Source organism: Pseudomonas sp. H3_A02, assembly GCF_054671965.1.
Genome location: NZ_CP162807.1, coordinates 2,423,297 through 2,446,131, shown reverse-complemented (window position 1 = coordinate 2,446,131; position 22,835 = coordinate 2,423,297). Strand labels below are relative to the sequence as shown.

Annotated in this window: 22 protein-coding genes; 12 read left to right on the top strand and 10 right to left on the bottom strand. The window is 60.1% G+C overall.

What is annotated here, in order from left to right:
* Nucleotides 1-7 precede the first annotated feature (7 nt).
* From cyoD to hmpA, 6 genes are all read right to left on the bottom strand, one after another.
* On the bottom strand, nucleotides 8-343 hold the full coding sequence (gene cyoD / locus AB4N80_RS10750; protein WP_014340102.1) for a cytochrome o ubiquinol oxidase subunit IV: 336 nt from the start codon (nucleotides 341-343) through the stop codon (nucleotides 8-10).
* The gene (locus AB4N80_RS10745) at nucleotides 344-970 is read right to left on the bottom strand and encodes a cytochrome o ubiquinol oxidase subunit III (RefSeq protein WP_122567033.1); all 627 of its coding nucleotides are present in this window, start codon (nucleotides 968-970) and stop codon (nucleotides 344-346) included.
* Nucleotides 971-973: 3 nt separating this feature from the next.
* Nucleotides 974-3,004, bottom strand: coding sequence for a cytochrome o ubiquinol oxidase subunit I (gene cyoB, locus AB4N80_RS10740; RefSeq protein ID WP_122567034.1), 2,031 nt, complete (start codon nucleotides 3,002-3,004; stop codon nucleotides 974-976).
* A 3-nt stretch (nucleotides 3,005-3,007) separates the two neighbouring features.
* Nucleotides 3,008-3,955: a ubiquinol oxidase subunit II gene (gene cyoA, locus AB4N80_RS10735; protein ID WP_122567035.1), complete on the bottom strand. Its 948-nt coding sequence runs from the start codon at nucleotides 3,953-3,955 to the stop codon at nucleotides 3,008-3,010.
* 776 nt (nucleotides 3,956-4,731) lie between these two features.
* On the bottom strand, nucleotides 4,732-5,241 hold the full coding sequence (locus AB4N80_RS10730) for a disulfide bond formation protein B (protein ID WP_122567036.1): 510 nt from the start codon (nucleotides 5,239-5,241) through the stop codon (nucleotides 4,732-4,734).
* 320 nt (nucleotides 5,242-5,561) lie between these two features.
* A complete protein-coding gene (hmpA, locus tag AB4N80_RS10725) occupies nucleotides 5,562-6,743 on the bottom strand; it encodes an NO-inducible flavohemoprotein (RefSeq protein WP_122567038.1) in 1,182 nt (393 codons plus the stop codon).
* A 152-nt stretch (nucleotides 6,744-6,895) separates the two neighbouring features.
* Here hmpA and norR point away from each other — a divergent pair, with 152 nt between their 5' ends.
* The 5 genes from norR (at nucleotide 6,896) to AB4N80_RS10700 (ending at nucleotide 12,140) form a co-directional block, all read left to right on the top strand.
* Nucleotides 6,896-8,452 (top strand): nitric oxide reductase transcriptional regulator NorR, encoded by a 1,557-nt coding sequence (gene norR, locus AB4N80_RS10720; RefSeq protein ID WP_305468383.1) that lies wholly within the window; start codon nucleotides 6,896-6,898, stop codon nucleotides 8,450-8,452.
* A gap of 306 nt (nucleotides 8,453-8,758) precedes the next feature.
* Complete coding sequence (locus AB4N80_RS10715; RefSeq protein WP_030139917.1) at nucleotides 8,759-9,661, top strand: chemotaxis protein CheV; 903 nt, start codon at nucleotides 8,759-8,761, stop codon at nucleotides 9,659-9,661.
* Between the two features lie 118 nt (nucleotides 9,662-9,779).
* Nucleotides 9,780-10,109, top strand: coding sequence for a hypothetical protein (locus AB4N80_RS10710; protein WP_122567040.1), 330 nt, complete (start codon nucleotides 9,780-9,782; stop codon nucleotides 10,107-10,109).
* A gap of 79 nt (nucleotides 10,110-10,188) precedes the next feature.
* A complete protein-coding gene (locus tag AB4N80_RS10705) occupies nucleotides 10,189-10,938 on the top strand; it encodes a YkgJ family cysteine cluster protein (RefSeq protein ID WP_122567041.1) in 750 nt (249 codons plus the stop codon).
* 230 nt (nucleotides 10,939-11,168) lie between these two features.
* Nucleotides 11,169-12,140, top strand: a complete 972-nt coding sequence (locus AB4N80_RS10700) for a 2-hydroxyacid dehydrogenase (RefSeq protein ID WP_122567042.1) — start codon at nucleotides 11,169-11,171, stop codon at nucleotides 12,138-12,140.
* Nucleotides 12,141-12,217: 77 nt separating this feature from the next.
* On the opposite strand, the gene AB4N80_RS10695 is transcribed toward AB4N80_RS10700, so the two are convergent.
* On the bottom strand, nucleotides 12,218-13,120 hold the full coding sequence (locus AB4N80_RS10695) for a DMT family transporter (RefSeq protein WP_122567043.1): 903 nt from the start codon (nucleotides 13,118-13,120) through the stop codon (nucleotides 12,218-12,220).
* Between the two features lie 136 nt (nucleotides 13,121-13,256).
* Here AB4N80_RS10695 and AB4N80_RS10690 point away from each other — a divergent pair, with 136 nt between their 5' ends.
* Nucleotides 13,257-14,132, top strand: a complete 876-nt coding sequence (locus tag AB4N80_RS10690) for a helix-turn-helix domain-containing protein (protein ID WP_122567044.1) — start codon at nucleotides 13,257-13,259, stop codon at nucleotides 14,130-14,132.
* Nucleotides 14,133-14,539: 407 nt separating this feature from the next.
* Here the strand turns inward: AB4N80_RS10690 and AB4N80_RS10685 are convergent, their stop codons facing one another.
* A complete protein-coding gene (locus AB4N80_RS10685) occupies nucleotides 14,540-14,950 on the bottom strand; it encodes an HPF/RaiA family ribosome-associated protein (RefSeq protein ID WP_122567046.1) in 411 nt (136 codons plus the stop codon).
* Between the two features lie 498 nt (nucleotides 14,951-15,448).
* On the opposite strand from AB4N80_RS10685, the gene AB4N80_RS10680 reads away from it, so the two are divergent.
* A complete protein-coding gene (locus AB4N80_RS10680) occupies nucleotides 15,449-15,766 on the top strand; it encodes a DUF3509 domain-containing protein (RefSeq protein ID WP_122567047.1) in 318 nt (105 codons plus the stop codon).
* Here AB4N80_RS10680 and AB4N80_RS10675 read toward each other — a convergent pair.
* Nucleotides 15,763-16,263: a phosphate-starvation-inducible protein PsiE gene (locus AB4N80_RS10675; protein WP_053125067.1), complete on the bottom strand. Its 501-nt coding sequence runs from the start codon at nucleotides 16,261-16,263 to the stop codon at nucleotides 15,763-15,765. The two genes, AB4N80_RS10680 and AB4N80_RS10675, sit on opposite strands and share 4 nt — an antisense overlap.
* Before the next feature lie 321 nt (nucleotides 16,264-16,584).
* On the opposite strand from AB4N80_RS10675, the gene AB4N80_RS10670 reads away from it, so the two are divergent.
* On the top strand, nucleotides 16,585-16,845 hold the full coding sequence (locus tag AB4N80_RS10670) for a YebG family protein (protein ID WP_003205410.1): 261 nt from the start codon (nucleotides 16,585-16,587) through the stop codon (nucleotides 16,843-16,845).
* 68 nt (nucleotides 16,846-16,913) lie between these two features.
* Here the strand turns inward: AB4N80_RS10670 and AB4N80_RS10665 are convergent, their stop codons facing one another.
* Complete coding sequence (locus tag AB4N80_RS10665) at nucleotides 16,914-18,305, bottom strand: aminotransferase-like domain-containing protein (RefSeq protein ID WP_060740717.1); 1,392 nt, start codon at nucleotides 18,303-18,305, stop codon at nucleotides 16,914-16,916.
* A 341-nt stretch (nucleotides 18,306-18,646) separates the two neighbouring features.
* On the opposite strand from AB4N80_RS10665, the gene AB4N80_RS10660 reads away from it, so the two are divergent.
* The 4 genes from AB4N80_RS10660 to thrC all read left to right on the top strand — a co-directional run bounded on the left by AB4N80_RS10660 (nucleotide 18,647) and on the right by thrC (nucleotide 22,829).
* Entirely contained in the window at nucleotides 18,647-19,852 is a 1,206-nt protein-coding gene (locus tag AB4N80_RS10660) for a benzoate/H(+) symporter BenE family transporter (RefSeq protein ID WP_122567048.1), read from the top strand.
* On the top strand, nucleotides 19,849-21,021 hold the full coding sequence (locus AB4N80_RS10655) for an NAD(P)/FAD-dependent oxidoreductase (protein ID WP_122567049.1): 1,173 nt from the start codon (nucleotides 19,849-19,851) through the stop codon (nucleotides 21,019-21,021). The genes AB4N80_RS10660 and AB4N80_RS10655 overlap by 4 nt, the downstream gene beginning before the upstream one ends.
* A 28-nt stretch (nucleotides 21,022-21,049) precedes the next feature.
* Nucleotides 21,050-21,481 (top strand): Rid family detoxifying hydrolase, encoded by a 432-nt coding sequence (locus tag AB4N80_RS10650; RefSeq protein WP_122567050.1) that lies wholly within the window; start codon nucleotides 21,050-21,052, stop codon nucleotides 21,479-21,481.
* Between the two features lie 94 nt (nucleotides 21,482-21,575).
* Complete coding sequence (gene thrC, locus AB4N80_RS10645; protein WP_122567051.1) at nucleotides 21,576-22,829, top strand: threonine synthase; 1,254 nt, start codon at nucleotides 21,576-21,578, stop codon at nucleotides 22,827-22,829.
* Nucleotides 22,830-22,835 lie beyond the last annotated feature (6 nt).

Genomic DNA, 22,835 nt, shown 5'->3' with positions numbered 1-22,835 from the left:
ATTTTCCTCAGTGCGCCATCATGTTGGTGTGGATGCTGAACATGATCCACAACGACAGGCCGACCAGCAGGACAATCACGATCGCGGCAAAGACAAACGCGACCACATTGTTACGTTGGGCGGCGGAGCGGTCCAGGTGCAGGAAGTACACCAGGTGCACCAATACCTGGACCACGGCGAAGATCAGGATGATCCACAGGGTCAGGCTCTTGGGCAGCGACGGGTACATCACCAGGCCGAACGGGATGACGGTCAGGATCACCGACAGGATGAAACCGATGGCGTAGGACTTGACGCTGCCGTGGCCGGCGTCGTGACCATCATGAGAATGAGCGTTAGCCATTTACAGGGTCCCCATCAGATAAACAACGGTGAATACGCAGATCCACACCACGTCCAGGAAGTGCCAGAACAGGCTCAGGCAGCTCAGGCGTGTCTTGTTGGTAGCGGTCAGGCCGTTTTTGTGGACCTGGTACATCATGATCGCCATCCAGATCAGGCCGCTGGTCACGTGCAGACCGTGGGTGCCGACCAGGGTGAAGAACCCGGACAGGAAGCCGCTGCGGCTAGGGCCGTAGCCTTCGGCGATCAGGATATGGAACTCGTTGATCTCCATGCCGATAAAGCCGGCACCGAACAGGAAGGTCATGCCCAACCAGCCCAGCACCTGGCTCTTCTTGCCTTTGAACAACGCCAGCATGGCGAAGCCGTAGGTGATCGAACTGAACAGCAGCAGCGCGGTTTCGCCCAGTACGTACGGCAGTTCGAAGATGTCGTGGCCCGACGGGCCACCGGCGACGTTGTTAACCAGCACCGCGTAGGCCGCGAAGATCGACGCAAACAGAATGCAGTCGGTCATCAGGTAGAGCCAGAAACCGAATACGGTCATCTCGCCCGAGTCGTGGTGATGGTCATCGTGCCCATGGTCATGACCATGGGCGTGTCCAACAGTGGTCACTAAGTTCGACATGGTTTAAGCCTGTTCCAACGAGGTTTCAACACGGGTGGCGGTGGCTGGGACTTTCCCGGCCGCTACCAGACGTTTGTGCTGCTCGGCTTCGATGCGCTCGATAACATCCACCGGCACCATGTAGCCCTGATCGTCACGGGCGGCATGGATAGTGAAATACACCACGGTGCCGACCAGGCTGGCGATGGCCAGCCACCAGATGTGCCAGATCATCGCGAAACCGAACACGGTCAACAGAGCGCCCATGACCACACCGGTGGCGGTGTTGTTGGGCATGTGGATCGGCTCGTACTTGGCCGGAACCGGGTACGCGGTGCCGTTTTCCTTGGCTTCGGTGAACGGGTCGATGACGTCGGCTTTTGGCAGCACGGCGAAGTTGTAGAACGGCGGTGGCGAAGAGGTCGACCATTCCAGGGTATGGGCATTCCACGGGTCGCCGTGTTCGCACATGTTCTCTGGCTTGTTGCGGTCACGCACGCTCACATACAACTGGATCAGCTGGCAGGCGATGCCGACAGCGATCATCACCGCACCGAACATGGCGACGTACAGGTACGGCACCCACTCAGGGTTGGTGGTGGTGTTCAGGCGACGGGTCATGCCCATGAAGCCCAGTACATAGAGCGGCATGAACGCGACGAAGAAGCCGGTGATCCAGAACCAGAACGCAGCCTTGCCCCAGCCTTCGTGCAGCTTGAAGCCGAACGCTTTCGGGAAGTAGAAGGCGAAGCCGGCGATGTAGCCAAACACCGCGCCGCCGATGATCACGTTATGGAAGTGCGCGATCACGAACAGGCTGTTGTGCAACACGAAGTCAGCACCCGGGATGGCCAGCAGTACGCCGGTCATGCCGCCGATGGCGAAGGTCACCATGAAGCCCAGGGTCCACATCACGTGGCTGGTGAAACGCAGGCGGCCCTGATAGATGGTGAACAGCCAGTTGAACAGCTTCACCCCCGTCGGGATCGAAATCAGCATCGTCGCCAGGCCGAAGAAGGCGTTGACGCTGGCACCCGAACCCATGGTGAAGAAGTGGTGCAGCCAGACCATGAAGCCCAGTACCGAGATCGCGCCGGAAGCGTAGATCATCGAATGGTGGCCGAACAGTTTCTTGCCGGAGAAAGTCGAGATGACTTCAGAGAAAATACCGAACGCCGGCAGGATCAGGATGTACACCTCAGGGTGACCCCAGGCCCAGAACAGGTTCACGTACATCATCGGATTTCCACCCAGTTCATTGGTGAAAATGTGGAAATCCATGTAACGGTCAAGCGTCAACAGAGCGAGGGTAGCGGTCAGGATCGGGAAGGAAGCGACGATCAGGACGTTGGCCCAGGTGCAGGTCCAGGTGAAGATCGGCATGTCCATCAGCTTCATGCCCGGGGTACGCATTTTCACCACGGTGGCCAGGAAGTTGACCCCCGTCAGCGTTGTCCCCAACCCGGATAGCTGTAGCGCCCAGATGTAGTAATCCATCCCCACGCCCGGACTGTATTGCAAGCCCGACAGCGGTGGATAGGCCACCCAGCCGGTCTTGGCGAATTCGCCAACGCCCAGGGACAGGTTGATCAGCACCACGCCGGACACCAGCAACCAGAAGCTCAGGGAGTTCAGGAACGGGAAGGCCACGTCACGGGCACCGATCTGCAGCGGCACCGCAAGGTTCATCAGGCCGGTGAAGAACGGCATCGCCATGAAGATGATCATGATCACACCGTGGGCGGTGAAGATCTGGTCATAGTGTTCAGGCGGCAGGTAGCCAGGCGAACCCTCGGTGGCCATGGCCAGTTGGGTACGCATCATGATGGCGTCGGCGAAACCGCGCAGCAGCATGACCATGGCGACGATGATGTACATCACGCCGATTTTCTTGTGGTCGACCGACGTCAGCCACTCGGTCCACAGGTAGGTCCACTTCTTGAAATAAGTGATACCGGCGAACAATGCCAGACCACCGAGCGCGATGATGGCGAGGGTCACCATGACAATCGGCTCGTGGAACGGGATCGCTTCCCAACTTAATTTACCTAACATCGTTTACTCCTCTGCCCCGGCAGCTGAATGCGAGCTCATGTCCATCCCTTCCATGTTGTGAGCCACTTCCTTCTCTTTCTTCTCGTGGTGCATCGGCTTGCCCGGATTCATCCCTTCATACTTGTCGATGATGGTCTGGAACAGGTTCGGCGTAACCGACGAGTAGAGTTCGACTGGGTTGTTCTGGCTCGGTTTGGAAAGGGCTTCGTATTCAGCTTTTTCAAGCTGTTTAGGTGCCTTCTTCACATCGTTGACCCAGGCGTCGAAATCTTCCTGGGTCGTGGCGATTGCTTTGAACTTCATGCCGGTAAAGCCCGCGCCGCTGTAGTTGGCGGAGATACCGTCGAGTTCGGCGTTCTGGTTGGCGATCAGGTGCAGCTTGGTCTGCATGCCCGCCATCGCGTAGATCTGGCCGCCCAGGCCCGGGATGAAGAACGAGTTCATCACGGTGTCGGAGGTGACCTTGAAGTTGATCGGCGTATGGGCCGGGAACACGATCTTGTTGACGGTGGCGATGCCCTGTTCCGGATAGATGAACAGCCACTTCCAGTCCATCGAGACCACTTCAATGGTGATCGGCTTGACGTCGGAATCCAGCGGACGATACGGGTCCAGGGCATGGGTCGACTTGTAGGTGATGTAACCCAAGGCAATGATGATCAGCACCGGAATGGTCCACACCGCCACTTCGATCTTGGTCGAATGCGACCATTTTGGCGTGTAGGTGGCCTTGGTGTTGGTTGCGCGGTACTTCCAGGCGAACAGGAAGGTCATGACGATGACCGGCACGACGACCAGCAACATCAGCAGCGTGGCGGTGATGATCAGGTTTCGTTCATCCAGGCCGACCTGGCCCTTGGGATCGAGCAAGGTCATGTTGCAGCCTCCCAGCAGCAACGTGCCGAGCAGCGGCAACAAGCCTAGTAATCGGGGGTACCTGTTTTTACTCATCTCACGACCTCTAAAGCAGCTTGCGCAATGCAGTTGGGTTTTGATCGCCAACACTTCACCCTGCCAAGGGTTGGCATTTTCTTGGATTGAATAAGGGCTGCCCATCGAACGTCAGCGGCTGTTCGACACATCCTGGGCCAGCGGTGAGTTCTTATTCGTTGGTCAAAAGGCCTAGTTCAAGCCCAATTCCATTTGGTGCGGGTAGTTGGAGGCACCGACACCTGGGGTCGCATGGGGCGCTGGCGCCCTTCGACCACTCTCATGCTCAAGCCTGAGCCGGGTCGGAAAATCGGTGCGGGCGATTGTAGTGAGGTGAGGCGCTGTAGACCATGTCTCATCCCGAAATAATTTTTATCCGATCCGGCAACAATCTCTTGCCGATATTGCAACGGGCCAGCATCTTATCGAAATTAATTCTCAACAAGAACCCCAAAAAACGTAGGTCTACTACGCCCGATTTAGACAGCTCGAGAGGATTAAGAAGGGCTTTTTCGTCTGGCAAGGGCCCAGTTTTCGGGGCCTTCGGCGCCTGACGCTACGCTGTTAAAAATGCCTGCTGCAGGTCATGCGCGGGTTGCGAAAGCAGACGTTTTTTTGTTACAGGAAACAGCGCTTGATCACCTTCGCAGAGGCTGAACGCCGCAAGATATGTGACAACGTGTCGCACATTGCCGCAGGTCATTCTTGCCTCGGATCAAGGACGCTCCGGTTCTAGCGTGAAACGCAAAACGCCCCGGTTCTCCAAGAGAGAAACCAGGGCGTTTCGTTGAGGCGTTTCAGCGAAGCGGTTTGCGGTTACGTGACACCAGCAACGGCACCAGAATCGCCGTCAACACGAAGGCCACCAGTGCCCATTGCGCCAGAGACAAGCCCAGGATCGGTGGGTAGGGGGTGGAGCAAAAGCCATCGACCTGGAAACCCAGCGGGAAGATCTTCGCCAACGGCAAGTCATCGACAATCGGTTGCAACACGTCGATGCCGCAACTGACTGCGGGGAAGAACTGGGTGTACACGTGATGCCCAGCCACACCGGCACCCGCGAGGGCACAGAGCACCACCAGGCCTTCGAAGATCGTCAGGCTGCGACGGGTGCGCATGGCGGCGCCGATGAAGGCGAAGATCGCGATCAGCAACAGCGCATAGCGTTGCAAGATACACAGCGGGCACGGTGCCTCGCCGAGGGCTACCTGCATGTACAGCGCACCGCCGATCAGCGCCAGGCAGATCAGCCCCAGCAGCACCAGATAGCGCCGCTCACGGCCCAATCGCATCATTTCCTCACTCATTGCGTTTCCCTTTGTCTGCATGGATCGACGCGCAGCCTCGCGACACCCGGCGCGCGATCGGATGTACCGAAGTCTACACGCTGACCATGACAGTGAACGAGCAGAGGACGTCGACATTGGAGGGGAATAGACCGCAAGAAGGTTAACTGCGGATTAATGCGGGTCCGTTGGACAGGGGCGGACCTGCCGCCGCTATCGCGAGCAAGCTCGCTCCCACAGTTTTTTTGTGGTGTTCACAGGAGTTGTGTCCACCGCCAATCCCTTGTGGGAGCAAGCCTGCTCGCGATGAAGGCAACCGGGTCTTCCGGTTTGCCGCGACCTTACTCCAGCGCCGCCGCCGGGCCGAAGAATTCGTAGCGGCTCTGCCGGTCCGGCACGCCCAGGGCCTTGAGGTGGCGCTTGACGGCGCCCATGAAACCCTTCGGCCCAAGGAAATAGGCATCCAGGTCACGCTGCTCCGGCAGCCATTGCGCCAGTTGCTCCTGACTCAGCAGCCCCACCTTGTCCGCCGCCGGGCTCAAGCCGTCGTCTTCGTCGTAGCAGTAGAAGCGCTTGAGTTGCGGATGCCGCTTGGCCAGATCGTCGATCCAGTCGCGGAAGGCATGGGCGCGGCCGTTGCGTGCGCAGTGAATGAAATGCACCGGACGCTCGGTTTGCAGCGCTGCCTGCAACATGGCCAGGGTCGGGGTGATGCCGACGCCGCCGCTGATCAGCACCAGGGGCTTGTCGCTGGCGGTCAGGTAGAAGTCCCCGGACGGCGGGAACAACTGGATGCGGCTGCCAACCTCGAAATGATGATGCAGGTGATTCGACACCCGCCCGCCCGGCTCACGCTTGACGCTGATCCGGTACTGGCCATTGTCCGCCAGGGCCGACAGCGAATAGTTACGGCGCACTTCCTCGCCATCGAGGATGAGCTTCATGCCGATGTACTGGCCCGGCTCGGCCACCAGGATCGAGCCCTTGTCCGCCGGTTCGAAATAGAACGAGGTGATCTCCGAGCTTTCCTGGACCTTGGCCGCCAGGATGAACTCACGCTCGCCACGCCAGCCGCCCGGCGCCTCGGCTTTCTTGTCGTACATGCCGGCTTCGGCACCGATCAGGATATCGGCCAATTGGTTGTAGGCAGCGCCCCACGCCGCGATCACTTCGGGCGTGGCGATCTCGGCACCCAACACCTCGGCGATCGCCCGCAGCAGGCACGCACCGACAATCGGGTAATGTTCCGGCAGGATCTGCAAGGCAACGTGCTTGTTGACGATTTTCGCCACCAGGTCGCCCAATTGGTCGAGTTGGTCAATGTGTCGCGCATACATCAACACACCGTTGGCCAGCGCACGGGGTTGATCGCCACTGGCCTGGTGGGCCTGGTTGAACAGCGGGCGCACTTGCGGGTATTCGGACAGCATCATGCGGTAGAAGTGAGTGATCAGCGCTTCACCGCCGCTTTCAAGCAGGGGCACGGTGGAGCGAATGATGGCGCGTTCTTCTCGACTGAGCATAAGGTGACTCCTGACGTATGACCGATAACAGTTGCGTAACTCATATCAGTTTCCGTGCCATAAATTTTTATCTTTAATATCAGCAAGTTAAAAACAATGTAGTCATATCGACACGACCCGTTTTATAGTCGCTATGACTACATGGAGTCATTATGACCGCAACTGCCCTGCTCACCTCGCTGCTGCCGCTGGTGGCCGACTTGTCCCGTGAACTGCCTGAGGGCGAACGTTATCGACGCCTGCTCGGCACTTTGCGCGCCCTGCTGCCTTGCGATGCGGCGGCGTTGTTGCGCCTGGACGGCGACTGCCTGGTGCCGCTCGCCGTGGATGGCTTGAGCACCGATACACTGGGCCGGAGATTCCGCGTCAGCGAGCACCCACGCTTCGAAGCGCTGCTGGCCAACCCGCAGCCCACCCGCTTCGCCGCCGACAGCGGACTGCCCGATCCGTACGACGGGCTGGTCGAGGGGCTGGCCGAGCATCTGGAAGTCCACGACTGCATGGGCTGCCCGCTGTTCGTCGACGAGCGCCCCTGGGGCCTGCTAACCCTGGACTCTCTGGATCCGGAGCGCTTCGAGCCCATCGACCTGAGCGCCCTGCAAGCCTTCGCCAGCCTTGCTGCCGCCACGGTCAGCGCCGCCGAACGCATCGAGCGCCTGGCCTTGAAGGCCGAGGACGAACACCGCCGCGCCGAGGTCTATCGCCAAGCCAGCGGCCAGCAACACCGCGACATGGTTGGCCAGAGCAAGGCCCACAAGCGCCTGGTGGAAGAGATCACGCTGGTGGGCGGCAGCGACCTGACGGTATTGATTACCGGCGAAACCGGCGTGGGCAAGGAGCTGGTTGCCCAGGCCATCCATGCCGCGTCGAAACGCGTCGGGCAACCGCTCATCAGCCTCAACTGCGCCGCCCTGCCGGATACGCTGGTGGAAAGCGAACTCTTCGGCCATGTACGAGGCGCCTTCACCGGGGCCACGAACGACCGGCGCGGCAAGTTCGAACTGGCCGACGGCGGCACCTTGTTCCTCGACGAGGTGGGTGAGTTGTCCCTGACCGTCCAGGCCAAGTTGCTGCGGGTGTTGCAAAGCGGCCAACTGCAGCGCCTGGGTTCGGACAAGGAGCATCGGGTCGATGTGCGCCTGATCGCGGCCACCAATCGCGACCTCGCCGACGAAGTGCGCAACGGCCATTATCGGGCCGACTTCTACCATCGCCTGAGTGTGTACCCGTTGCAGGTGCCGGCGCTGCGCGAGCGCGGACGGGACGTGCTGCTGCTCAGCGGCTTCTTCCTGGAACAGAATCGTTCGCGCATGGGCCTGGGCAGCCTGCGCCTGACCAGCGACGCCCAGGCCGCATTGCTGGCCTACGACTGGCCGGGCAACGTACGCGAACTGGAACACCTGATCGGTCGCAGTGCCCTGAAGGCCTTGGGCCGGTGCCCGACGCGCCCGAAAATCCTCAGCCTCAGCGCCCAGGACCTGGATTTGCCCCAGGCGCCTGTGGATAACCCTGCACCATCGTCCACCGGCCCGGCACCGGCCCTGTCCGGCGTGACGGGGGACTTGCGCGAAGCGGTGGACCAATTCCAACGCAATTTGATCGCCGCCTGCCTGGAACGTCACCAGCACAACTGGGCCAGCGCCGCCCGGGAGCTGGGTCTGGACCGGGCGAACCTGGGGCGGATGGCCCGCAGGTTGGGGCTGAAATAGAAACCTGTGGCGAGGGGATTTATCCCCGCTGGGCTGCGCAGCAGTCCTGAAACCTTTCGCCTGCGAGTATCAGACCGAACGCGCTCGACCGCTCTGGGGTTGCTACGCAACCCAACGGGGATAAATCCCCTCGCCACAGATAAATCCCCTCGCCACGGTTCGCACATTCAAAGGAGGTTGATCGAGTGATTTGGGTCGCCGATGGCTTTCGCCCTAAAGCCTGCCCCCGACAAGTCGATAACCCGATATCACAAGCTGTTCTGGCGATCTCTTTGCTCGCCCCACCTTTTTCCACAGAAGGTTTTTATGTCTTCCAACAAAGCCCGCGCAGATTCACTTTCGCTTCTGCTGTTTACCTTGCGCAGCGGCAAGCTGATGGCGATCAACCTGCTCAAGGTCAGTGAAATCATTCCCTGCCCACCGCTGACCAAGCTGCCGGAGTCCCATCCACACGTCAAAGGCATCGCCACCCTGCGCGGAACATCGTTGTCGGTGATCGACCTGAGCCGCGCCATTGGCGAGCGGCCGCTGGAAGACCCGGACGGCGGCTGCCTGATCGTCACCGACGTGAGCCGCTCCAAACAGGGTCTGCATGTACAGGCGGTGAGCAAGATCGTGCATTGCCTGACCACCGACATCAAACCGCCGCCCTACGGTTCCGGCGGTGTGCGCGCGTTCATCACCGGCGTGACCTCGGTGGACGGCACGCTGGTGCAGGTATTGGATATCGAAAAGGTCATCCATGGCATCGCACCGGCGCAGATCGAAACCGCGCCGACCGAACTGAGCATGGAAGATGCCGAAGTCCTGGGCAACGCCCGGATCCTGGTGGTCGATGACAGCCAGGTGGCATTGCAGCAATCGGTGCACACCCTGCGTAACCTGGGCCTGCAATGCCACACCGCCCGCAGCGCCAAGGAAGCCATCGATTGCCTGCTGGAGCTGCAAGGTACTGCGCAGGAGATCAACCTGATCGTTTCCGATATCGAAATGTCGGAAATGGACGGCTACGCCCTCACCCGGACCCTGCGCGAAACGCCGGACTTCGCTCACCTCTACGTGTTGCTGCACACTTCCCTCGACAGCGCCATGAACAGTGAGAAAGCGCGACTGGCGGGCGCCAACGGGGTGCTCACCAAGTTCTCGTCGCCCGAATTGACCAAGTGCCTGATCACAGCGGCCAAGGCCGTCGCTGAACAAGGTCGCTGAACTCTATCCGCGTCGATGCGGGCCAAGCTCAACGAGGCTGCGATCTTCGCGGCCTCTGAACACTGTCCTGACCTCAGGCATACTCCTGCCCTGATTCCCCTGAACAAGGACATTGTTGATGAAAACCCCTACGCTGATCCTCCTCGGCCTCACTGCCGCCATGGCCTTTCAGGCCCAGGCTTCCAGCCCCGACGCCTGGGCCGCCTACGACAAAAAAGTGCTCGCCAGTTGCCTCAAGGCCAGCGGCCTGAAAGATCCCAAACCCGTCGGCACCGCCGCGCAATTCGACGACCGGGTGGGCTACACCGCTTTGTTGCTGCAAGGCCAGTACCCGCAGAAACACATGAAGGGAGCGACGGGCACCGAGCTATGCCTCTACCGCAAGAAAACCAGGACCGCCTTCGTGACCGAATGGGACTCGATCCGTCCGACCGACGCCCCTCGATGAATGGCGCATAACTTGCTTCGCACGGCTTATCGCGGCGTTTTTCTGTCGCCGCTTTCAGCCTATTGCCTTCGGTCGATCAATGAACACAACGTTTTCCTGCGTAGGGTGCGGTAAATGCTGCACGGGTCATCACGTTCCCCTGACGCTCGACGAAGCCAGGATGTGGGCGAATGACGACGGCCAGGTGATTGTCTTGGTCGAGGCCTTCCTGGCCAATGGTCTCGGTCTGCCGGTGGCGCAACGCGAACACGCCGAACGCCGTTCGGCGGTGGTCCGTAGCGGCAATTGCGAGGCCCTCGTGGCGATCACCTTCGCCGCTTATAACCCCGGCCCTTGCCATAATCTGGACGCTGACAACCTGTGCCGCATCTACGAGCGCAGGCCCTTGGTCTGCCGCATCTACCCCATGGAAATCAACCCCCACATCCCGCTCAATACCGCCGCCAAGGATTGTCCCCCGGAGTCATGGGAAACGGGGCCGCAGTTGATCGTCGGCGGTGAACTGGTGGACCAGGACCTGGCCCGGCTGATCGAGCGTTCACGCCAGGCCGATCGTGAAGAAATCGCCATCAAGGAACGCATTTGCGTGTCCCTGGGCATCCACACGACAGCGTTGAAGGGCGACGGATTCACGGCCTACCTGCCGAACATGGCTGCGTTTGCCGCCGCTATCGATCAGGCTCGCTCGCAGCCGGTGGACCAAGAGGCGGGTGAATGGCAGTTCCATCTGTCCGGTGATGACATTGCCAGCCAAGTAACGGCCAGTGGAGCAAGCGTTGTCAGCGAAGCGCCGGTCAACTACGCCTTCATTTCCTTGCGGGCCGCATAGGGGCTTTCAGAAGTTACAAAATCAGAGCCCACCACAGATCAAATGTGGGAGCGGGCTTGCTCGCGAAAACGGTCTGGCATTCAACATCAATGCAAGCTGACCCGACGCCTTCGCGAGCAAGCCCGCTCCCACAGGTAGAATTTGCGATATCCCAATCAAACTCCCCTCTCGCCTAACCCGCGCCAGGAATGTTAGCGTGCTTGGTATTCCCTGCAGATGAGCCTTGCACGATGAAAAAAACCGTACTTGCCTTCAGCCGTATCACGCCGCCCATGATCGAACGCTTGCGCCAGGACTTCGACGTGATCGTGCCCAACCCGTCGAACGGCGACATCAACGCGCAGTTCAACGAAGCCTTGCCCCACGTCCACGGGCTGATCGGTGTCGGTCGCAAGCTCGGCCGCGAGCAACTGCAGAACGCCACGAACCTGCAAGTGGTCTCCAGCGTGTCGGTGGGCTACGACAACTATGACCTGGCCTACTTCAATGAACGCGGGATCATGCTCACCAACACCCCGGACGTACTCACCGAAAGCACCGCCGACCTGGCCTTCGCCCTGCTGATGAGCAGCGCCCGGCGCGTGGCCGAGCTGGACGCCTGGACCAAGGCCGGGCAATGGCAAGCGACGGTTGGCCCGCAGTTGTTCGGCAGCGACGTGCATGGCAAGACCCTGGGCATCGTCGGCATGGGCAACATCGGCGCAGCCATTGCCCGACGTGGCCGGCAGGGGTTCAACATGCCGATCCTCTACAGCGGCAACAGCCGCAAGACCGAGCTGGAAAACCAGTTGGGCGCACAATTCCGAGAATTGGACCAGTTGCTGGCCGAAGCCGACTTCGTCTGCCTCGTTGTGCCGTTGAGCGAGAAAACCCGCCACCTGATCGGTCAACGTGAACTGGGGCTGATGAAGTCGAGCGCCATCCTGGTCAACATTTCCCGTGGCCCTGTGGTAGACGAACCAGCGCTGATCGAAGCCCTGCAAAACAACCGCATCCGCGGTGCCGGGCTGGATGTCTACGAGAAAGAGCCACTGGCCGAATCGCCGCTGTTCCAGCTGAAAAACGCCGTCACTCTGCCCCATATCGGTTCCGCCACCCACGAAACCCGTGAGGCCATGGCCAATCTTGCTGTGGATAACTTGCGCAGTGCCTTGTTGGGCGAGCGACCGCAGAATCTGGTCAACCCGCAAGTCTGGAAATAACCCGCAGATACCACGAGAAATACGCCGTGGGGAGGGAGCAAGCTCCCTCGCCACGGGGGTTCGCTAGACGTTGTGTCTCAGCGAGCACCCAGCGCGACTTTCGCTGCCACTGGCCGGGGCTTGCGAAACACCAGTACGTTCCCCAGCATCACCAGCACCAACCCCACCAATGCCGGTGCCGTCCACTGGTAGCCCTCGACAAACGCCGAGACATTCAACGCCACCACCGGGAACAACACGGTGCAATACGCCGCCCGCTCCGGCCCCATGCGTCCCACCAGTGTCAGGTAGGCGGTGAAGCCGATCACCGAACCCGGGATCACCAGGTACAACAACGAGCCGATGTAGCGCGTGTTCCATTCCATGTCGAACGGGATGCCTTTGACCGCACACCACACCGCCAACATCGCTGCGCCATAAGCCATGCCCCAGGCATTGGTGGTCAGCGGCTTGAGGCCGGCTTTCTGTTGCAGGCTCGACAGCATGTTGCCTGCCGAGAAACACAACGTCCCCAACAGCGCCAGCGCCAAGCCAAGCAAAGTTTGCGGACTCGCGCTGTGGCCGGCCAGTTCCGGCCAGAACAGCAGCGCCAACCCCGAAAGCCCCAGGGCGCCACCCAACAGCACGTTACGTGCAATCCGCTGACCGAAGAACACGCGAGCATTGAAGGCGTTCCAGAGCGTGGCGGTGGAAAACACCACGGCGACCAAGCCACTGGGAATCCATTGGCTGGCGGTCAGGAAGCACATGAAGTTGATGCAGAACAGACACAGGCCCTGGGCAACGCAAATCAAATGGCCGCGCCGGTTCATCACCTGCAAGCGCCGGCTGAGCAAGAGCATCGCAAACAGGATCAACGCCGCAAGGCCAAAGCGATAAACGATCGAAACCGGGATGGCGACCACACCCAGTTGCAATTTCAGGGCAATCCAAGTGGTGCCCCAGATGAGCACGGTAAGCAGGTACAACGAGAGGTTCATGACGGCGACTCCTGGCAATGGCTCCCAGTGTCATGCCGATGCTTGTCCGTCGCTTGCGTAAACTTGCGGTTTTTATGAGCGATGGGCTGGCAGGGAGCGGTCTACGGAGTAGGATGCAAGCGTTGGAGAACCAATCATGTCCACACTGCAAAGCCTGCAAGTCTTTCAAGCCCTCAACAGCTCGCCCAACGCTCGCCTGGAGCACAGCGCCGAGCTCGGAGACGGCTTGGCGGCCGCTTTGTGGAGCAATCATCACGACGCCCAGGACTATGAGGGGCCGACTCACCATACATTGTCCTGCTACATCGCCGGCGGCACCGGTACGTTTCGCCGCGAGCGACCCGATACCACGGGGGCGCCGGGCAAACTCTGCGTACTGCCCGCCGGGCATGAATCGGCCTGGGTCATCAACGGCGACATTCGCCTTGCCCACCTGTATTTCAGCCCTGAACAATTCGCCCTGGGTTGCATCACGTTGCTGGACCGCGAGCCCCGGCAGGTGCAACTGCACGAGGAGACCTTTCTCGACGACCCGCAACAGGCACAACGCTTTCGCCAGTTGATCGCACTGAACTGGGACGAACCCGCTGAACGCCTGCTGACCACCAGCCTGGCCCATGACCTGCTCAACCACCTGCTGCTCAGCCAGGTCGGCCAGCGCCAGGGGCTTCGCCTCAAGGGCGGCCTGGCGGCTCACCAGCGGCGGTTGCTGGTGGATTACGTCGACAGCCAGTTGGCCGAGGCCATTAGCCTCGGGCAACTGGCGGCACTGTGTGCATTGTCCGAATACCACTTCGCGCGGATGTTTCGCGAAAGCTTCGGGCTGCCGCCGCATCAATATGTGCTGGCACGACGGCTTGCCCTGGCGCGGCATCTGTTGCGTAGCACTTCGCAACCGTTGGGCGACGTGGCACTGGCCTGCGGATTTGCCAGCGCCAGTCACTTCACCCATCGTTTTCGCCAGGCCCTGGGCGCGACGCCCGGAGAGTATCGGCAGGCGTTTTTGCGCTAGCCCCGGCTATCGCCATCGCGAGCAAGCTCGCTCCCACAGGGGTTCTGTGCTGAACATAAAATTCAATCCACTGGAGATCCAGTGTGGGAGCGAGCTTGCTCGCGATGACGCCGGCACACTCAACATCCATGCAAGCCGACCCACCGCTATCGCGAGCAAGCTCGCTCCCACAGGGGTTCTGTGCTGAACATAAAATTCAATCCACTGAAGATCCAGTGTGGGAGCGAGCTTGCTCGCGATGACGCCGGCACACTCAACATCCATGCAAGCCGACCCACCGCTATCGCGAGCAGGCTCGCTCCCACATTGATTGCTCTTCACCAGATAAACGGGTCACATACAAAAGCAAAACGGGCCTGCAATTGCAGGCCCGTTTTTTTTCGGTAGGAATTGAAATGAACAAGGCTTCAGCCGTGAAGCGAGGCCCGTTCGTTCTCCAGGAATTCTTCTTCCAGCATGGCATCAGCCACGGCCATCGAGTCGGTCGGACCGTTGGTCACGGCACGCTTGCCGCGCAGTTTGCCGAACAAATGCTCCAGGGCATTTTCAAGTTTGGTGGCCGCGCCTTCGATCGCCAGTTCCAGCGAATCGGCCTTGTGGGTCACGGAAATCGGCTGATGGCCCTTTGGCCGTGCTTCAAGCTGGCAACGCAGGTCATGAGGACCCGGCTTGTCGCCATTCTCGTCCCGCAGATGAACCTCGACCCGTGTCAGGTCCTCTTCGTAACGTTCGAGCGTGCTTTCGATGGTAGTACGTACCCACTCCTCCAGTCGGATGCTGCTTTGAATATGGTTATCGCTGTTGACTTGGATTTGCATAGTTCATCCCTTATTTCAGCTAGCTCGCCGGGGGCCGTCGACGTTGATGCAACGACCCCTTGAATACAGAGTCGGGCTGGCGGAGGAACAATTCAACCCCTGGGAAAAGATAAATATTCATATGCAAATAAAGCCGGACAACGGGCAAAAGCACTGTTAATGTCGGGAGTTGCCCCGCCCTGCACACCCTCCGCAAATTGCCTCCCCTCCTGCACCGTCAACGAACATCCGCACGTTATTGCCCCGAAACGGGCAGCCGCATTCCAGAGCGTTCGGCGCTTGGGCACCGGGATCATTGTCCGACGGTTTTTCCGGCATGCCACTTGCTAACTCCCTGTAGGAGCTGCCGCAGGCTGCGATCTTTGATTTTTGAAGTCTGCCTGGTCCCAGGAATCTCGAGATGAACACGATCATGGAATGGCCGATGGTCCGGTGTTGCGAACTAATCCCGATCACGGCCGGTCAACAACTGCACGTTCAATCAGGCGGTGACGCATCATGGACAACCCTTTTCAGATCATTACCGACGCTTTTGCGCCGCACTATCAGATCAACCTGAGTATCCAGGGCCTGGATGGCAGCATCATGCTGACCCTGTCCAAGAGCGGGCGCATCGTCGCCAAACGCATGATCAGCGCCCAGCAACGCAACGACCCGGAGCGGCTCAAGCGCCTGGTGCAAAGCATTCAGTTCGGCATCGCCATCGAGCAGGGCCACAGCGCTGTGGCCATCCTCGAAGCCATGACCGGCGGCGACAACATCAAGCTGCCGCCACCGCATGCACAGGGTGTGGCACCTTCTGCCGCTGGCCTTTAAATCTCGCCTTTCTCCACTTCGGCATGTTCGCTTGAACCCGCGCCGACCTTGCGGTGCGGGTGCTCGATCTTCACCGAGGGGAACTGCGACGACGCATAGCGCACCACCAGGATCGAAAACGCCAGCAGCAGGATGCCACCGCACAGGTAGATGATCCCCAGGTCGGGCGGGCTGTGGTGGGAAACGTTGGAAATCAACAGCCGCGTCAGCGCAGTGATCGCCACGTAGATCAGAAACCGCACCGGCATGTGGTTGGTTTTGAAGTAGATCCCGACCATCGCCCCCAATTCCAGGTAGATGAACAGCAGCAGGATGTCATCGATCTTGATGTGCCCCGCCTCGAGCATCTGCAAGAACTCCATCACCGCGGCCCACGCGGTCACCGCACCGATGGCGAACAGCGCCAGGTAGTGGAAGGTCTCGACGAACAGGTTTCCCAGGGACTCGGCCAGTTGATGGACGTTCTGGCGCAGGTTCTCGGCCCAGTTGATTTTCACGATGTAGTTTCCTTAGGTCGACTCGACCGGATGATGCGGGTTGGACGTGACGGTTGTTCTGCATGCAGAAAAAAGGCCAGCGACTGAGGGTGAGATGGCGATAGGCTGGTATGCGGCACTTTTGGGGCTTCATGCGGCCGGATCGCGAGCAAGCTTTGCTCCCACACAAGCTTTGCTCACATTAGCTTCGCGCTCACATGCCGAAATCGGTCTACATTAAAAAGCCACTATCCAAAGCAACAGGATTCGCTTATTCTTTTGCCTGTATATAAATACAGTAGTCGCAAAGACAAACCAATGTGAAGGCATGTGAGGTGGTGAATGGCCGTCGAAGTGGTATACCGCAGCAGCCGAGATCTGGAGCGCTTGTTCATGGATAAAGCCGAAGCTGACCGTCATGACAAAATGCTGGAACTCGCAGAATTGCTGGCTGAAGTGTTGCAAAAAGCCGTTCCATCGCTGAGCGAGCAACAGGTCGAGGAAGCCGGGATCTACATGGCGAAGAATCGGGATGTGTTCGCCAAAGCATTCAAGAGCCAGCCGGACGCCTTGTCCGAACTGCTCAACCCGTCGGACGAGTAACCAAAAAGATCGCAGCCTTCGGCAGCGCCTACACCGCGTAGGAGCTGCCGAAGGCTGCGATCTTTTTTTCAATAATAACGACGTGGGTCCGAATCGATCAGGCTCGCCAGCTTGGTCAGGGCGAAGCGCAGTTCGTCCTGGCTGGTGGGCGACATCAATACCAACCGCACGCACCGGGTGGTCCCTGAACGCTCGGCCTGGAACTGGGTGCCGCTGAGCACCAATACGCCGTTGGCCCGGGCGAGCATGGTGAATTCGTCGCTGGTCCATGGCTCGGGCAGCGTCAACCAGACGTGATAGGAATACGGCTGGGTCTTGAGCTCGAAATTGGCGAAAATTTCCCGGGCGATCGCTTGTCGCCCCGCCGCCTCGTTGCGCTGGATGCGGATCAGTTTCTTGTCCAGGCCTTCGGTAATCACATTGCTGGCCAGTTGCGCAGTCAACGGCGACGGCATCCAGACACTGCTGCGGACCATCGAAGTCAGGCGTGACAGCAATTTCGGTGGACTGTAGATATAACCGATGCGAAGCGCCGGCATGACTGACTTCGACAGGCTGGTCAGGTACACCGAACGATCCGGCGCAAAGGCCGACAACGGCTTGATCGACGGATCGGTAGCCAGGAAGCCATAGATGTCATCGTCCAGGATGATGAAGTCGAATTCCTCGGCCAGCGCGGCAATCTGGGCCCGACGTTTCTGCGACATGATCGCCGCCGTCGGGTTCTGGCAGGTCGCCACGCACACCAGCATCGCCGGCTTCTCTCGCAGGCACAGTTCGCGCAAGGCTTCAGGGATGATGCCTTCGTCATCCATCGGCACGCCGCGCAGGCGACGCTCAAGGCCGTGAGCCAGGGAAATGATACCGGGGTAGCAGAGCGCCTCGCAAAGCACCAGGTCACCGGCGTTGGTCAGGGCGCTCATCGCAACCATCAAGCCGTGCTGGGCCCCGGCGGTAATCACCACTTGCTGCCATTGCGCGTCGGGCAATGAATGACGCAACCATTGCGCCCCCGCCTCACGATGGGCCGGGTGACCGCCGTCCGGCGCGTAATCCAGCGCGCGCGCGAAGTCGGTGCTTTTCGCCATGCCCACCAGCGCGCCGCGCAACCAGTACTCCAGGGTCTCGCTGTAGGGCTTGATGATCGAAAGGTCGAGCAGTTCGGATTGCCCCAGGTTCAGCGGCGCGGCGGCGCTGTTGCTGGCCGGCAGTTCCAGCTGCTTCTGGTTGAGCACATAAGTGCCACGCCCCACTTCTCCCTGCACCAACCGACGCCGATGGGCTTCGCTATAGGCACGGCTGATGGTGCCTGGCGTGACATTCAAGGTGGTGGCCAGCTCCCGCAAGGTCGGCAAGCGATCGCCCTCGTTCAGCACGCCGTTGTTGATATCGCGCGCCAACGCATCGGCAATCGACAAATACATCGGCTGGCTGAACTCGCTTAGCTGGGGAACCCACATGAATGATCACTGCCCATCGTAGAAATGATGAATATCCGAGCATATCACATGGAGGTTAGGCAACTAATAATTCGACACATACGATTCATTGAGTCGATTGATGCGATTTTTGAATTGTTTATCAATGTGGATTCAAGAAATCTTACAACAAATAATAATTATAAAAATCAATATATTAACCATCAAATATCCTAAAAATGCTCCGTAATAGCAGAAAAATATCTCGTAACAATCCCGCCACCTATTGAATCAACTCAATCCATTCAAATACACTGATTCCGAATCGAAGCAATCGACTCAATCATCCACTGCGCGCTCCTGCCGCGCCAAGTCGAGACATCATGGACACACTCAGAAAGGATCTATCCCTGTCAGCGATCATCGCGGGCTTCATCGCCGTGATCATTTCCTACGCCGGCCCGCTCATCATCGTGTTCCAGGCAGCCAAGGAAGCGCACCTGCCCGATGACGTGGTGTCTTCGTGGATCTGGGCCATTTCAATCGGCAGTGGGATTACCGGCCTGCTCCTGAGCTGGCGCCTGCGTGCCCCCGTCATCACCGCGTGGTCGACACCGGGGGCGGCGTTGCTGGTGTCGATGCTGCCTACCGTGACCCTGCCCCAAGCCATTGGTGCCTATGTAGTGGCATCGGTGATCATCGCCCTGGTCGGTTTGTCCGGGGCGTTCGACAAGCTGATGAGCCGCCTGCCCAAGGCCATTGCCGCCGCCATGCTCGCCGGCATCCTGTTCCGCTTTGGTGCCGAGCTGTTCACGTCGATCAAGCTGCAGCCGGCATTGGTGCTGGCGATGATCGCGGCGTACCTGGCCTTCAAGCGCTTTTCGCCACGCTACGCGATCCTGTCGGTGCTGATCGTCGGTTGCGCGGTGGCCGCCTCGTTCGGTGAGCTCAACAGCAGCTCGATCACCATCGCCGTGGCCCACCCGGTCTTCGTCGCCCCTGAATGGAACTGGCACGCAATCATCAACATCGGCCTGCCACTGGCGCTGGTGACACTGACCGGCCAGTACGTGCCAGGCATGGCCGTGTTGCGCACCTCGGGCTACAACACGCCAGCGCGCTCGATCATTTCAGTCACCGCAATTGGCTCGGTCCTGATGGCCCCGTTCGGTTCCCACGGTTTTAACCTGGCGGCCATTACCGCAGCGATCTGCACTGGTCGCGAAGCCCACGAGGACCGCGACAAACGCTACATGGCCGGGATAGCCTGCGGGGTGTTCTACATTCTGATGGGCACCTTTGGCGCGACCCTGGCCTCGGTGTTTTCCGCCCTGCCAAAAGAATTGATCGCTTCCCTCGCCGGCCTCGCCTTGTTTGGCGCGATCAGTGCCGGGCTGACCGGCGCCATGGCGGATGAGAAGCAGCGGGAAGCAGCACTGATCACCTTCCTGGTGACGGCCTCGGGCATGAGTTTCCTCGGCCTGGCCGCCGCGTTCTGGGGGCTGATTTTTGGTCTCGTGGCGCACTTCGTGCTGACCTACACCCGGGAAAGCAAAGCCGCCGCTATCGCCGAGGGCAGCCGACCATGATCGCTCGTTACGACTTCATCGTGGTCGGTGGCGGCATCGCCGGCGTCTCAGCCGCTTATGAGCTGGCGACCCATGGCAGCGTCTGCCTGCTCGAACAGGAACAGCAACTGGCCTACCACACCACGGGGCGCTCGGCCGCGATCTCGATGGAAAGCTACGGCAACCAGCAGATCCGCTCGCTGACCTGTGCGTCCCGACGCTTTTTCGAGAACCCGCCCGAGGGCTTGGCCGAGCATCCGCTATGGGCGCCGCGGGGCGCACTGATCGTGGCCCAGGCGGCACGGGTGGACAAACTCAAAGCACGTTTCAACGCCGTGCTGGAGCAAGTGCCCACGGCCGAGTTGCTTGATGACAAGCAAGTACAGGAACTGGTCCCCTACCTCGCCGAAGGCGCCTGGAGCGCCGGGATCTATGAGCCCAGCGCCTTCGACCTGGATGTGCATGGCATTCATGGCGCTTACCTGAGTGGCCTGCGTGCCCGTGGTGGCGTGGTCAAGCGCGAGACCGAAGTACTGCGTGGCGAGCGTCGCGACGGGTACTGGCGCTTGCACACCCGGGACGGCCAGCAACTGCAAAGCGCCATTGTGGTCAACGCCGCCGGTGCCTGGGCCGATGAGTTCGCCGAGCGCTGTGGCGTGCCCAAAGTCGGCGTCCGACCGTTGCGGCGCACCGTGCTGGCGGTCGATCCACAGTGCGACGTGCACCACACGCCCTACCTGGGCACGGTGGACGAGGACATTTTCATCAAGCCTGAAGCTGGGCGACTGATCGTCTCCCCCTGCGATGAAAGCCCGTCGTTGCCCTGCGACGCGCTGCCGGAAGAGCTTGACCTGGCCATCACCATGGATCGCCTGCAAAACACTACGCGCCTGCGCCCCCGCTCGATCATCAATAAATGGGCCGGTCTGCGCACCTTCGTCGCCGACCGCTCGCCGGTGCTCGGCCAGGACCCGCAGCAAGAGAGCTTTATCTGGCTTGCGGCCCTGGGTGGCTACGGCATCCAGGCCGCACCCGCCATTGCACGCCTGTGCAGTCATGCGGCGCTGGGCATCGCCATGCCGGCCGACCTGGCGGCGCTGCAACTCAACTACCAGCACTTTTCCCCGGCCCGTTGCCGCGACGAGGAATTTTCCAGCCTGGCTGTCAAGCAGGTTGCCGATTTGCACTAACCCCATCCACTTAACAAGGAACGTCACCATGCAAACCACCGCTCAAATCCAGCCGGCCGCCAAACCTTTCCTGGGCGAAGAGAACGTCATTTTCACCGACAAGGCGCCACTGCCGCTGGGCACCTATTCCCAGGGCATCAAGGTCAGCCACGGGCAAACCATCTACCTGTCGGCACAGACCCCGGTCTCGGCGCTGAACAACGAAGTGCTGGCCAAGGATTTTGAAGGCCAACTGCGCCAGACCCTCGACAACCTGGTGCAAATGGCCGAAGCGGCAGGCGGCACCCTGGCGAACGTGGTCAAGGTCACGGCGTTCATTACCGACCTGAGTGAGTTCCCGACCCTCAATCGCGTCATGGAGGAGTACTTCACCAAGCCCTACCCGGCCCGCACCACCGCCGGCGCCAGCGCGCTGGCACGCCATACCCTGGTCGCCATCGACGCCATCATGGTGATCTGAAACACCTTCTGTCAGCGGAGTGCCCGTCGGTCCGGTGAGCCGGACCGACGTTGGCAAGGAAAGCACCAGCACAGCGTACTTTCAGAGGGTGACCATGAAAAATTCGTACAGAGAGTATGTATTGCAGTGCCTGGTTTGCGATCGAAGCTACCAGCCCCATGAGGTCAGCTACTACTGCCCTCATTGTAAAGTCGATGGTGCACTGGACGCGCTTTACGATTACCCGACGCTCAAGCGCGAATGGTCCCGGGACAGCCTGGCCCATAACCATGCCCGTGGCATGTGGCGCTATGACCGCTTGATGCCGTTGAGCTCGACGCAATTCATTCCACCATTACTGGTGGGCAACACGCCGCTGTACTCGCGCCCGGAACTGCTCGGCAAAGGTGCCCGGATCAAAGTCTTCGTAAAAGACGAATCGCGGCAACCGACCGGGTCATTGAAGGATCGCGCCAGCGCCCTGGCCGTGGCCCACGCCATGCAATCCGGTGCCCGCACCGTGGCGGTGGCCAGCACCGGCAATGCCGCTTCGGCACTGGCCGGGATGAGCGCCAGCCTGGGCTTGCACAACGTCATCTATCTGCCCAGGAGCGCGCCCCGCGAAAAGCTCGCGCAGATGCAGGGCTACGGCGCCGAGATCGTGCTGGTCGACGGACAATACGACGAAGCCTTCGAACAATGCCTCAACGCCTGCGAAAAACACGGCTGGTACAACCGCACCACCGGAATCAACTCGTACATGAGCGAAGGCAAGAAGACCGTCGCCTTCGAAATGTGCGAGCAGCTCAACTGGCAAGTGCCGGACCTGGTGTTCGTGCCCGTCGGCAACGGCTGCATCCTGGGTTCGGTCTACAAAGGCTTTTTCGACTTGCTGCAATTGGGCTGGATCGAACGCATCCCACGCCTGATCGGCGTGCAGGCCGAACACAGCAACTTCATGTACCGCGCCTGGCGCTACGATCGCTCGATGCAGCAAACCGAACGCGTGCCACCTACCAGCCTGGCCAGCAGCATCAACGTGGCGTTGCCGCGTGATCGCCTCAAAGCCATGCGTGCGGTGACCGCCAGCGACGGCGAGTTCATTTGCGTCAGCGACCCGAGCATTGTCGCCGCCGCCTCCCGATTGGCCGCCAGCACCGGCGTGTTTCCGGAAGCCGGCGCCGCCAGCGCCTTCGCCGGCCTGCTCCAGTACGCGCAAACACACCCCGACACCCCGCAAACCGCCGTGATCCTGATCACCGGCAGCGGTTTGAAAGACACCTCCATTTTTCTATCCGATTCGTCCAAAAGCCAGCCACGGGTGTTGCCGCACCACGTGACTGCGTCACCGGCCGAAGCGCTTATCTAAGGAATC